This is a genomic window from Bradyrhizobium sp. LMTR 3, from assembly GCF_001693485.1.
GTDB lineage: Bacteria > Pseudomonadota > Alphaproteobacteria > Rhizobiales > Xanthobacteraceae > Bradyrhizobium.
The window spans coordinates 309,351-321,966 of the sequence record NZ_MAXC01000002.1 but is presented as its reverse complement, the minus strand read 5'-3'; the positions used below and the strand labels follow the sequence as shown (position 1 = coordinate 321,966).

Sequence of the window (12,616 nt, the reverse complement as noted above, 5' to 3'; positions counted from 1 at the left end):
CAGCCAATCAGCACGCTCAGCAACCCGAATATCGCCAAAAGACATCGCATGCCTCCCGCCAAAATAGGTCGAAAGGCCTTGAATCACATTCACAAAATCCGGGGAATCACTTTCGGGGATCCCGTAGTCCTTGAGGGGGAGGGTCGACGCTCATGCAATGAGCGGCGGGGTGGGGTGACGGTCTCTCCACATCCAACAGTGCCCGTGTTGAGAGATCACCCCACCCCGTCTCACATTCCGCTGCGCTCCATGTGAGCCGACCCTCCCCCTCCAGGGGCCCTCCAGGGGAGGGTGCTCTCACTTCTGCTTCCCGTCCTTGTCGAACGAGGCGACATAGGCCCAGAGATCGCCGGCTTCTTTCTCGTTCTTGATGCCGGCGAAGATCATCTTGGTTCCGGGAATCTTTGCCCTGGGGTCCTTGATGTATTCGAGGAACACATCCTTGCCCCAGGTGATGCCGGAATTCTTGTTGGCGTCCGAATAGGAATAGCCCTCGATGGTGCCGGACTTGCGGCCGTCGAGCCCGTTCAGCACCGGACCGACCTTGTTCTTGGCGCCCTCGCCGATGGCGTGGCAGGCCAGGCATTTGTTGAACGAGGTTTTGCCGGCGGCGGCATCCTGCGCCAGCGCGCCCGATGATGCGGCCAAAGAGGTAACGACGACCAGCGCGCTCAAAGTCGATATTTTCATGTGGTGCTCTTTGTTTCTTCCCAGAGAGGCGGATTTCTTGTGGCAGGCCCGCTTGGATTGGACAAGCCACGAAACTTTGACAGGTTTCACCATTGCCGACTTGTCCCAGAGAGAACTGATCGGTTGAAGCGTGGCAATCCGACCTTCGGATAGCCTACCCAAACCTTGGCAGACGTGCTTGATTTACCACCACAAATCGTTATTCGCCGGGCCTGGAGGATTCGCATGGCCATCATGATGCCGGCTTCCGATCAGGCGGTTCTGGAACGCCGGGATGCCATCGTTGCCGCTCTTCGCGCGATCGTGCCGGGCGAAGGCGTGATCGACAGCGCGGCCGAGATGCTGGCCTATGAGTCCGATGGACTCACCGCCTATCGGCAGCCGCCGATGGTCGTGGTGCTGCCCGATACCACGGAGCAGGTATCCAGAGTTCTCAAATACTGCTTCGAACATGGCATCAAGGTGGTGCCGCGCGGCTCCGGCACGTCACTGTCAGGCGGCGCGCTGCCGCTCGTGGACGGCGTGCTGCTGGGCTTGGGCAAGTTCAAGCGCATCCGCGAGATCGATTTCGACAACCGCGTGGTGGTCACCGAACCTGGCGTCACCAACCTCGCCATCAGCCAGGCGGTGGCGCATGCCGGTTTCTATTACGCGCCCGATCCCTCCTCGCAGATAGCCTGCTCGATCGGCGGCAATGTGGCGGAGAATTCCGGCGGCGTGCATTGCCTGAAATACGGCATGACCACCAACAACGTGCTCGCTTGCGAGATCGTGCTGATGTCCGGCGAGATCCTGCGCATCGGCGGCAAGGCCGCCGAAAATTCCGGCTACGATTTGATGGGCATCATCACCGGCTCGGAGGGCCTGCTCGGCGTCATCACCGAGATCACGGTGCGAATCCTGCAGAAACCGGAGACGGCCCGGGCGCTAATGGTCGGCTTCGCCGAGGTCGAGGCCGCCGGCGAATGCGTCGCTGACATCATCGGCGCGGGCATCATTCCCGGCGGCATGGAGATGATGGACAAGCCGGCGATCCACGCCGCCGAAGCTTTTGTTCACGCCGGCTATCCGCTCGATGTCGAGGCGCTTCTGATCATCGAGCTCGATGGTCCGGGCGTGGAGGTCGACGAACTGATCAAGCGGGTCGAGGCGATCGCGCAAGGTTGCGGCTCGACGAGTTGCCAGATTTCAACGTCGGAAGCCGAGCGCAATCTGTTCTGGGCCGGCCGCAAGGCGGCGTTTCCTGCGGTGGGGCGGATATCGCCCGACTATCTCTGCATGGACGGCACGATTCCGCGCGGCGCGCTGCCGAAGGCGCTCGCGCGCATCCGCGACCTCTCGGCGAAATACGATCTGCGCGTCGCCAATGTGTTCCACGCCGGCGACGGCAATCTGCACCCCTTGATCCTCTACGACGCCAACAAGCCTGGCGAGATCGAGCGGGCGGAAGCCTTCGGTGCCGACATCCTGCGGGCCTGCGTCGAATTCGGCGGCGTGCTCACCGGCGAACATGGCGTCGGCATCGAGAAGCGCGATTTGATGGGCGAGATGTTTTCGGAAGTAGACCTCAACCAGCAGCAGCGCCTGAAATGCGCCTTCGACGCGCAGGGTCTGCTCAACCCCGGAAAAGTGTTCCCGACGCTGCATCGCTGCGCCGAACTCGGCCGCATGCATGTGCATGGCGGCAAGCTCGCGTTTCCGGATTTGCCGAGATTTTAGTGATGAACTTCAAAGATAGTTGCAGACGTGACGGGGGGTCTCATGAGCACCTCTCGTGCGGCTTACCCCTCTCCCCAACCCTGCCCCGCAAGGGGGGAGGGAGCCTGATGAGCGTGCTCGCCTCGCTTCGACTCACAGCTCCAGCGTCTCGCGAACCAGTAGGAGAATGGCAATTCGTCAGGAACGCACCGGCGGATGGGCTCCCTCCCCCCTTGCGGGGGAGGGTTGGGGAGAGGGGTGAGCCTCGGGCGCTGACACAAGAGATACGGCAACTACCTATCAGCACACCTGGCGAAACGATCGGCGCGATTGATTGCGTTACCTGCCACGCAGCGAATGCCGTATGCAATTCGGGTGCGCCGTGGACACCTTGAGAGTCCGTGACGCCAAGGACGTCGAGGAGGTCGTGCGGGCGGCGATCGCCGGCGAGCAGCCGCTTGAGATCGTCGGCCATGGCACCAAGCGCGGCATCGGCCAGCCGATGGCGACCAATGCCGTGCTCGATGTGTCGGCGCTGAACGCCGTCAGCGCCTATGAGCCGAACGAGCTGATCATCACGGTGCAGGCCGGTGCGCCCCTTGCCGACGTGCAGTCGCTGATCGATTCCAAGAACCAGCAATTCGCCTTCGAGCCGATCGATACGTCCGCGCTGACGGGCGTATCCGGCAACGGCACCATCGGCGGCATGATCGGCTCGGGTCTCGCCGGTCCGCGTCGCATCAAGGCCGGCGGCGCCCGCGATCACCTGCTGGGCGCGCATGCGGTGTCCGGCTTCGGCGACAGCTTCAAGACCGGCGGACGGGTGGTGAAGAACGTCACCGGCTACGATCTCTGCAAGCTCCTGACGGGGTCGTGGGGCACGCTGGCGGTCATGACCGAAGTCACGCTGAAGGTGATGCCGAAGCCCGAGAGCGAGCGCACGCTGGTGCTCGCAGGCCTCGACGATGTGGCGGCGAACCGGGCGATGACCACAGCACTCGGCTCGCCGTTTGACGTCTCGGGCGCAGCGCACCTGCCGAATTCGGCGTTCCGCCCTGCGACCGGCGCGCTTGCGGATTTTTCATCTCAGGGGCGGGCGGTCACGCTATTGCGGCTCGAAGGCATAGCGGCTTCGGTCGCGGATCGCGCCGCTTCGCTGGGCAAAGCGCTTGCGCCGTTCGGGTCAGTGGAAATGCTTGAGGACGCTGCCTCGGCAACGCTCTGGAGCGCGATCCGCGACGTCGAGCCTTTCGCCGCAAGCGGCGCGCTCGGCGCCTGGCCGGTGTGGCGGATCGTTTGTCCGCCGGCATCCGGCGGCGCGCTCGGGCAGGCGCTGGCGCGCGAGACCGGGGGCGACGTGATCTATGATTGGGGCGGCGGCATGATCTGGGCGGCGTTGCCGCCCAAGCCGGACGCGCAGGCCGCGATGGTGCGTCAACGCGTCGAGGCGGCCGGCGGCCACGCATCGCTGATCCGCGCGTCCGAAGAGACCAGGCGAAATGTCGACGTCTTCCATCCGCAATCCGGCGGCATCGCCGCGCTGAGCGAGCGCGTGCGTCACAGTTTCGATCCGAAGATCATCCTCAACCGCGGCCGGATGGTGAGGGTATCTGCGTCATGAAAACCGAATTCTCACTGGCCCAGCTCGCCGATCCCGATATCGCCGAAGCCGACAAGATCCTGCGCGCCTGCGTGCATTGCGGCTTCTGCACCGCGACCTGTCCGACTTACGTCCTGCTCGGAGACGAACTCGATAGCCCGCGCGGGCGCATCTACCTGATCAAGGAGATGCTGGAAAAGGACCGCCCGCCGACGGCGGAGGTGGTCAAGCATATCGACCGCTGCCTTTCCTGCCTGGCCTGCATGACTACCTGTCCGTCCGGCGTGCATTACATGCACCTGGTCGATCAGGCGCGGGTCCGAATCGAGCGCGACTATTCGCGGCCGTTGACAGAGCGGGCCTTGCGCGCGGTGCTGGCGCTCGTGCTGCCGCGGCCAGAGCTGTTTCGCGCCAGCATGATCATGGCGCGGCTTGCCCGCCCGTTCGCGGCCCTGCTGCCGGCGAAGGCGGCCGCGATCCCCGGGCTGATGCGGCGGGTCAAGGCGATGCTGGCGCTCGCGCCGAAAAGCCTTCCGCCGCCGGGCCCCTCGGGCGGCAGCGTGTTTCCGGCCCAGGGCGAGAAGCGCGGGCGGGTCGCACTATTGCAGGGCTGTGCCCAGCAGGTGCTGGCGCCGCGCATCAACCAGGCCGCCGTCAATCTCCTGACGCGCCACGGCATCGAGGTCGTCCTGGTCAGGGACGAGCAATGCTGCGGCGCGCTCACCCACCACCTCGGGCAGGACGGTGACGCGCTGGCGCGGGCTCGCGCCAACATCAAGGTGTGGAAAAAGGAAGCGGAACAAGGCGGCCTCGACGCCATCCTGATCACGGCGTCGGGCTGCGGCACGGTCATCAAGGACTATGGTTTCATGCTGCGCGAGGATCGCGATTTCGCTGGCCCCGCAGCGCAAATCTCTGCGCTGGCAAAGGATATCACCGAGTATCTCGCCGGCATTGCGCTCACGCCATCGAGCCAGAAAGGCGACGTAACGGTGGCCTATCACTCGGCCTGTTCGCTGCAGCATGGACAGAAAATCACAGGCCTTCCGAAAGAATTGCTTTCCAAGAATGGATTCGTGGTGAAAGATGTACCTGAGAGCCATTTGTGTTGCGGTTCGGCGGGGACCTACAACATTCTCCAGCCCGACATTGCGAGCAGGTTGCGCGATCGAAAGGTCGCCAACATTGCGACAGTCAAACCGGACATGATCGCTGCAGGCAATATTGGGTGCATGGTGCAAATTGCCGGCGGTACGTCAGTTCCTGTGGTGCACACGATTGAGCTTCTCGATTGGGCGACGGGAGGTCCCAGGCCAGGATTGAATTGATCGATCGGCCCTTGGCATGATCCGGAAAGCCTGCGCCGCGCCTCGACAGCGGATCGGCATCCGGTTTTCCTCGGGACGGGCGCGCGCCAAGCGTCTCGCCCGGAGATCATGCCCAGACAAGGATGGAGCGGGAGGGCACTTCGAAGAAGTGTCGCCCCGGTCTAGCCTGCGGATTATCGAAGCGCTCGACAGCATGGACAAGCGCAACAGGAGGACCACGATGGCGAAGAAGAGTAAGAAGGCGAAGAAGGCTAAAAAGGCCAAGAAGGCCAAGAAGGCCGTAGCGGCGAAGAAGAAGTCCGCCAAGAAGTCGGCGAAGAAGGCTGCCAAGAAATCAGCGAAGAAGGGCGCCAAGAAGTCGGCGAAGAAATCCGCCAAGAAGGCCGCTAAGAAGTCAAAGGCCGCCGCGCCGAAGAAGGCTGCAAAGAAGAGCCCGGCCAAGAAAAGGAAGGCGGCTGCCAAGCCCGCCGCTCCCCAGCCGGAGCCGGCGATGACGGAGCCCGAACCGGCGCCTGCGCCGAGCTGGGCTTCACCGGAGCCGTCCAACCCGTCATGGGGATCGGGCTCCTCCAACGGCGGCGATCAGCAGCACTAGGTCGTTCGCCGAGACCGGATATTTCGAGAGGCCGCAGCGTCCCACCCGCTGCGGCCTTTTTGTTGGGACTGGTCGAAAGGAGTGGCGAAGCGACCGGAGCGGTATTTTCACGGGGAGGTTGATTCGGAAGAGCCGCTCTCCGGTGTGTCACCGGTGCCGCGTTTTTCCCGTTCGGTACGCCGCCGGGCAATCAGGAAACCGTAAAATTGTTGTGAGAATGCAACACACGCCCAGAACATTTCTGGAAATGGCCTAAACGCCTAAAAAGGCGGCACGTGCTTGACTTTTTTGCTTCACGACCATGACGCCGCGGCCCACTCTGTGACCACGTTAAGACATTTGGCCGCAGTCGGTTATCGCTTGCCCCGGGGGGCGCCGGAGCTGGACTGTCAAGAAGGGTGATGGGGATCGATATGAAGAAAGTGGCTTTGTTAGCAACGGCGCTGGCAATGGTGTCCGGTTCGGCTGTCGCCGCGGATATGCGGGTGAAGGCCGTCAAGGCGCCGCCGCCGGTTGCGTTCGATCCCTGGGATATCGCCTTCGGCGCCGGGATCACCAACGATTACATCTTCCGCGGCATCACCCAGTCCAACCACAAGCCGTCGGTCAACGCCTATTTCGAGCCGCGCTACAACGTCAACAAGGACGTTCAGCTCTATGTCGGCCTGGCTGCCGCCAGCATCTCCTTCCCCAACCGTGCCGCGGCTGAAGTCGACGCTTACGGCGGTGTCCGCGCGACGTTTGGTGCCTTCGCCTTCGACGTCGGTGCCTGGGGCTACATGTATCCGGGCGGCACCTGCCATTACGGCCCCGTTGTTCCTCCGACCGATTTCGCGGGCAATCCGCTTAGCGCCGAATGTCTGCAGAATGCTCTGCTCAACGGCAACGTCATCAAGAAGGACCTCAACTTCTTCGAAGTCTATGGCAAGGTTAATTATACCTTCAACGACAACTTCTCGCTGGGCGGCAATGTCTATTATACGCCGAGCTTCCTGAACACCGGTGCCGAAGGCACCTATGCGTCGATCGTCGGCAAGGTGATCGCGCCGAGCGCCTGGTTCGGCGCCAGCGGCATCGGCATGTATGTGTCGGGTGAGTTCGGCCGTCAGTGGCTCGGTACCTCGGACTCCTTCTACGGCGTGCCCGCGTTCCCGAACGGCATCGACTATGCCGATTACAACACCTGGAACATCGGCATCGGCTTCACCTACAAGGTCTTCACGCTGGACTTCCGTTACTCCGACACCAACCTGTCGCAGGGTGATTGTAACGCCTTCACGAGCGACTTTACCGCGACGTTCAACGGCAGCTTCACGCCAATCAATCCGAGTGGCGTCGGCTCCAAGTGGTGCGGCGCCGCCGGCATCGTCAAGCTCTCGGCTGACCTGACCGCGATGACCAACCTGAAGTAAGATCTTCCTGTCGGAGACGAAGGGGCGGCAGAGCGATCTGCCGCCCCTTTTGTTTTAGTGGCGGCACCTGATGAAACGAGATTGGCGCAGCGCGGCGCGTAAGGCGATCTCGCGCAACGATCACCGCAACGTTCTGGCCGGCGCGGTCGCAGGCCTCGGCGGCGCGATTGCGATCGGCGTCATGGAGTGGTTCTCGCTCGCGCTTCATTATCCGCTCGCGGTGATTCCGTTCGCCACCTCGATCGTGCTGGTGATCGGATCGCCTGACGTGGCGCCGGCGCAGCCGCGCGCCCTGATCGGCGGTCACGTGGTGTCGGCCCTGGTCGGCCTGATCGTGCTGAAGCTGACGGGACCGCAGGCGTGGGCAGCGGCCGCAGCCGTCGGCCTTTCGATTCTGGCGATGTACGTCACCGGAACCTTTCACCCGCCGGCAGGCATCAATCCGCTGCTGGTGGTCTCAGGCAATCTGCCCTGGACGTTCCTGCTCGCGCCGGTGCTGGCCGGCGCGCTGCTATTGACCGCCTTCTGTTATCTCTGGCACCGCTGGGTGCGCCGCCAGCCATGGCCGCGGCGCTGGCTGTAGGAGAATCGTAGCCCGGATGGCTACGACGCAGCGGCGCTCTTGCTGTCCTGAAGCGCGAATCCATCTCCCGCTCGGGCAAGCACGACATTGCGATCATGGAAGTCATCGAGCGTCGAACGATGGCCGATCGAGATGATCGTGGTCGCCGGCAATTTGGCGTCGAGCAGGCGATACAGCGCCGCCTCCGAAGGTTCGTCGAGCGACGCCGTCGCCTCGTCGAGGAACAGGTATTGCGGCACATGCAACAGCGCGCGTGCCAATCCAAGTCGCTGCTGCTCACCGAGCGACAGCGTCCGATTCCAGTGCCCGTGTTCATCGAGTTGCGACGCGAGCTTCGGCAGCCCGACCAATTCGAGCGTCTGGCTGATCTGCGCAGGCGCGAACGCGCCTTCCTTGGCCGGATATTCGACCGCCGCCCGTAGCGTTCCCGTTGGGAAATACGGCCGCTGCGGCAGCAGCATCAATGTTGCACCCGCAGGAACGGTGACGGCGCCGGAGCCAAACGGCCAGATGCCGGCGATGGCGCGGAACAGCGTCGATTTGCCGGAGCCCGAGGGGCCCGTCATCAGCGTGCGCTCGCCCTTGCGGAAGCTGAACCGGTCCGCGTTCACCAGCGGCGTTCCGTTGGGCAGCCGTAGCACCAGATCCTTCAGGCTGATGGCGCCGTCGCCCTGCGTGGCAGCGATGTGAATCCGATCAGTGCGCGTTGCAAGTTCTCTTGCCGCTACGATCCCAGCCTCGAATCCGTCGAGGCGGTTGACCACGGCCTGCCACTCCGCCAACTGGCGATAGATGGTGATGAAGAACGAAAGCGCGCCCTGAACGTTCGAAAACGCCGATGCGGTCTGCATCATGCCGCCGAGCTGGATCTTTTCCGCGAAGTAGGCCGGCGCCACCAGGACATAGGGAAAAATCACCGACGCCTGATTATAGCTGGCCGTGAACGCCGTTATCTTCTTGGTCCGGTTCATGATGGCGAGCCAGTTCTCGACCACGCGTCCGAAGCGAACCAGAAGGCGCTCGCGCTCCGCCTGCTCGCCGTGCAGCAGCGCGATCTGTTCGGAGTTTTCCCGCACGCGCACCAGGTTGAAGCGGAAATCCGCTTCGTACTGCTGCTGCCTGAAATCGATGCCGACCAGTGGCCAGCCGATCAGATGGGTCAGGATGGTGCCGAGCACTGAATAGATCAACGCGCCCCAGACGAGGTAACCGGGGATGGCGATGTCCTGCCCGAACATGTGCAGCGGCGCCGCATTGGAAAGCCCCCACAGGATCGTGACGAAGGACGCTATCGTGACGATCGAGCTCAACAGGCCGACGCCGATGTTGAGGGTGCGATCGACGAATAGCTTGACGTCGTCGGTCATGCGCTGATCGGGGTTGTCAGCGGCGTCGCCCTGAAGCTGCATCCGGTAGTGGTTGGCGTGATGCAGCCAGTCACCGAGATATTGCGCGGTCATCCAGCGGCGCCAGCGGATCTGGAGCCATTGATTGAGATAGAGCTGGTAGACCGCCAGCACGATGAAAATGCCGGCCAGGACGCTGAAGTAGATGATCTCGGAAACGAAGTTGTCCCAGTTTCGTTCTTGCAGCGCGTTGTAGAAACGAAGGTTCCACTGATTGATCAGGACGTTGATGCCGACGATCGCAAGCTCGATCGCGATCACGGCGGCGAGCAGCGCGCGGCCGGCCCATTTGTCCTCGGAGCTGAAATAGGGGGCGGCAATGCGCCATACCGTGGCGAGCGTCGAGCGGATATTGTTCACAGATCACCGTCTCCGGAAAATTGGGTCTAACGCACTGAAAGGATGTGGGAATTATGGCCTGCTGCTAGGTTATGGATTTCGCCTGCCTGCGGCGGCTTGTCGCACTCTCGGCTAGACCCTAGCATGGCTGTGCGGGCGAGGGGCGGCGGCCATCGAACTTCGCGAGGTTGTGAGCGTTGGCGGTGCCAAGGTAGCCCATGCCAAGGCTGCCCAACCCCGCTTTTGATCGCAGTCTATCCGTTCACGATGTTGGTGCTGAATAGGCGCGAGGCGGCCGTGACGCAATGTAACGCGAGGTCGTGAGCAACGTGAGGTGAGCAACCGCACCAATGTGCTCGCCTCACATGGTCAGGGACGCACCGGCGGAAGGGTTCCCTCCCCCCTTGCGGGGGAGGGAGCCTGACCGGCGTGCTCGCCTCACACGCCCTAGCCAATCACTTCGCCGTTCAATAGAACGGCGCGGCGCGGTAGGTCGGGTATTTTCGAGAGGGTACATGGTTTCATTCGTACGTACGGCCCGTGCAGGCGCCGCTTCGCTCTTGCTGACGGCCACCACACTGCATTTCAGCCCGGCGCGCGCCGATGACGGCTTTCCGTTCGGCGCGGAAATGACACTCGACGTGGACCGTCAACGCGGCTCGAAGCGGATTCCTAACCTGGAGATTGGCGACAAGGGCGAGGTGGTGCTCGAACTCTGGTGCAAGGGCGGCAAGGGCCAGTTTTCGGTGGCTGGCAACACGGTGATCTTCGTTCCCGGCGCGATGGAGAACCGGCCCTGTCCACCGGATCGCGGGCAGCAGGATGATGAATTGATCGCGGCGCTGGCCGAGGCGGGCACCTGGAAGCGGCAGGGCGATTTCGTGTCGTTCGTCGGCGCGAAAACGCTGCGCTTCCGCATCAACACGAACTAGGTCGAACGTTCAGTCAGGGCGTCGCGATCAAGCCGCCGGCGGTGGCGACGACCCAGCGTCCGCCCCAGCGCACGATGGACTCCACGCGTCCGATTCCGGGAATGGTGTCGCCGCGCGCGGCCATCCTGATGCCGTCGGGACCTTCGAGAACGGCGGTGCCATCCCGAACATCGACAACCGTCCAGCCGGAAATGGTGGTCGGCTTCGTTTCCGGCGCCGCCACCAAAGGCTGCGGCCGCAGCGCAATCGGCGAGGGGCTCGCATTTGCCTGGGAGACCGGACCCGCAGACGGGCGTGCACCGGCCGACAACACGGCGGACGGCTTAGGAATGCTTCCGACAATGGCGGGCGAGTCCGAGGTGGATGCGGTCTTCCGGGCGCCTTCGATCTTGCCGCTCGACCGTGCTTCAGCAATGCGCGGCGCGGGCGCTTGCGCAACAGTTTCAAGGCCGAGCGTGCCTGCCAGCTCGGGCCAGCTCAGGCCGCCGGCCCATCCCAACCCAAAGCTTGCCGCCACGGCCACGGTGACCAGCAGCGCGTTGCGCGTCCGGTCGCGAAATGACTCCCGCACCACCAGTACGTCATCGCGATCGGGCCTGAGAAAATCCCACGAACTCGCCGGCTGCTCCGGCCCTCGGCCGCCAACCACATTCCCCGACCAGATGCTATCAAAGGTACTCGGCTCGCGGTCTTGCATGGTGTGACCCAGGTTCAGCTACCGATGATGTTCCTTTAAACTGAATCGAATCTTAACGATCGGGCTCTGTGGCGCGCTCGGCTATCATATTCTACTTCCACACCGACTTGTCGGCGTCCCAGTGCTGGCCCTTGAACTCTTTCGCGAGCGCCTCGACCGAACCATTGTCGTCCTTCGGCTCGCCGCCTTCCTCGTCGCCCGTGGATTCTTCCGACAAATGCAGTTGTGGGCCGGCACCTTCATCCGCGGTCGTGATCACCGGGCTCGAGATCCACAGCATCAACCGATCGGTGGCGCCCGGTTTATCCGGCGAGACCAGCGCGGTGACCTCGACAGTTTCGGTCAGCGCGAGCGCGGGATAAATCGGGCTCGGCCGCTTGAAGCTCAGCGTCAGTTTTCCGGTGTTGGCGTCCCACTCGGCGCCGGCGGCCTTGGCGGCAAGCGTTTTCGCGAGCACGCCTGAAATGGCGGACGCGATCTTGTCCCTGTTGATCTTGTCGCCGTCGCGCCAATCGGCCGCTGCAAAACGGATGGTGCGGTCCATTTCGATGATGCCGCTGGTCCATCCCGCGGCGACCACGCCTGGCGTCGACTTCGTCTTCGCGATCAGCGCTGTGGCGCGCTCCGGATCGGTAGTGAGGTTGATGGTCTGCTCGCCGGCGCGCAGCGCATCGCAGGAGACCGAAAGGCTGGAAAGCCCGACCTCGACGGCCTCGCCCTTCAGGCTCTTGAGGAAATCCAGCGCGGCGTCGAGCTTGACCCGCACGCCGATCGCTTCCGGCGAGACGTCGGTAAAATCCTTCGGCGCCGGCGTGATGCCGTCGTCGCTGGTCTGGTTGTCCAGAAATTCCTTCTCGCTGAGATCGGAATTGTCGGTCGAGGTCACTTCGGTCACGGTCTGGCCGATGCTGATCTGGCCGCGGAATTCGAAGGTGTCGCCGACAGGCTTGCGCACCAGCTTGACGGTAACGGGCAGCTTGTCACCGAGACTCTGCGTGGTGCCGGTCAGGTTCTGGCCGTTGACGGCGAGGTTGGCGACGAAGCGGTCCTTGCGGTCGGCGCCCTTCGCTGCGGGGTAGCAGACGTCGAGGGTAGCAGCGGTGACGTTCTTGCCCTGGCGGGTTTCCTTCAGAATGACATCGGCATTGCCGTCCATCAGCCCGTCGATCGCGGTGAAATAGCGCGTCTCGGTCGCGCCCGGCGCCGTCTTGCTGGGGAGTTTCATCTGGGCGATAGCGAAATTCGGGGAGACCATCACCAGACCGAGCAGGAGAAGAGGGAGCGCGCGCATGTGAAATTCCCTGAGACCACAGAATCGGAAGACGCCTAGGTAGCA

At 63.1% G+C, this 12,616-nt stretch carries 11 protein-coding genes; 7 read left to right on the top strand and 4 right to left on the bottom strand.

Annotation, left to right across the window (positions count from 1 at the left end):
- Positions 1-297: 297 nt before the first annotated feature.
- The gene (gene cycA, locus LMTR3_RS03160) at positions 298-690 is read right to left on the bottom strand and encodes a cytochrome c-550 CycA (RefSeq protein ID WP_065743608.1); all 393 of its coding nucleotides are present in this window, start codon (positions 688-690) and stop codon (positions 298-300) included.
- A gap of 225 nt (positions 691-915) precedes the next feature.
- Here cycA and LMTR3_RS03155 point away from each other — a divergent pair, with 225 nt between their 5' ends.
- The 6 genes from LMTR3_RS03155 to LMTR3_RS03130 all read left to right on the top strand — a co-directional run bounded on the left by LMTR3_RS03155 (position 916) and on the right by LMTR3_RS03130 (position 7,906).
- Positions 916-2,409: an FAD-linked oxidase C-terminal domain-containing protein gene (locus tag LMTR3_RS03155; protein WP_065743607.1), complete on the top strand. Its 1,494-nt coding sequence runs from the start codon at positions 916-918 to the stop codon at positions 2,407-2,409.
- Positions 2,410-2,770: 361 nt separating this feature from the next.
- Positions 2,771-4,009, top strand: a complete 1,239-nt coding sequence (locus tag LMTR3_RS03150; protein WP_065743652.1) for an FAD-binding protein — start codon at positions 2,771-2,773, stop codon at positions 4,007-4,009.
- Entirely contained in the window at positions 4,006-5,316 is a 1,311-nt protein-coding gene (gene glcF, locus LMTR3_RS03145; protein ID WP_065743606.1) for a glycolate oxidase subunit GlcF, read from the top strand. The genes LMTR3_RS03150 and glcF overlap by 4 nt, the downstream gene beginning before the upstream one ends.
- A gap of 220 nt (positions 5,317-5,536) precedes the next feature.
- Positions 5,537-5,911: a histone gene (locus LMTR3_RS03140; protein ID WP_065743651.1), complete on the top strand. Its 375-nt coding sequence runs from the start codon at positions 5,537-5,539 to the stop codon at positions 5,909-5,911.
- A gap of 413 nt (positions 5,912-6,324) precedes the next feature.
- Positions 6,325-7,323, top strand: a complete 999-nt coding sequence (locus LMTR3_RS03135; RefSeq protein WP_065743605.1) for a TorF family putative porin — start codon at positions 6,325-6,327, stop codon at positions 7,321-7,323.
- Between the two features lie 70 nt (positions 7,324-7,393).
- On the top strand, positions 7,394-7,906 hold the full coding sequence (locus tag LMTR3_RS03130) for an HPP family protein (RefSeq protein ID WP_065743604.1): 513 nt from the start codon (positions 7,394-7,396) through the stop codon (positions 7,904-7,906).
- A gap of 20 nt (positions 7,907-7,926) precedes the next feature.
- Here the strand turns inward: LMTR3_RS03130 and LMTR3_RS03125 are convergent, their stop codons facing one another.
- Positions 7,927-9,672, bottom strand: a complete 1,746-nt coding sequence (locus LMTR3_RS03125) for an ABC transporter ATP-binding protein/permease (protein WP_065743603.1) — start codon at positions 9,670-9,672, stop codon at positions 7,927-7,929.
- Positions 9,673-10,166: 494 nt separating this feature from the next.
- On the opposite strand from LMTR3_RS03125, the gene LMTR3_RS03120 reads away from it, so the two are divergent.
- The gene (locus tag LMTR3_RS03120) at positions 10,167-10,583 is read left to right on the top strand and encodes an META domain-containing protein (protein WP_065743602.1); all 417 of its coding nucleotides are present in this window, start codon (positions 10,167-10,169) and stop codon (positions 10,581-10,583) included.
- Positions 10,584-10,596: 13 nt separating this feature from the next.
- Here the strand turns inward: LMTR3_RS03120 and LMTR3_RS03115 are convergent, their stop codons facing one another.
- A complete protein-coding gene (locus LMTR3_RS03115) occupies positions 10,597-11,280 on the bottom strand; it encodes a hypothetical protein (RefSeq protein WP_065743601.1) in 684 nt (227 codons plus the stop codon).
- 91 nt (positions 11,281-11,371) lie between these two features.
- Positions 11,372-12,571, bottom strand: coding sequence for a hypothetical protein (locus LMTR3_RS03110; RefSeq protein WP_065743600.1), 1,200 nt, complete (start codon positions 12,569-12,571; stop codon positions 11,372-11,374).
- Positions 12,572-12,616 lie beyond the last annotated feature (45 nt).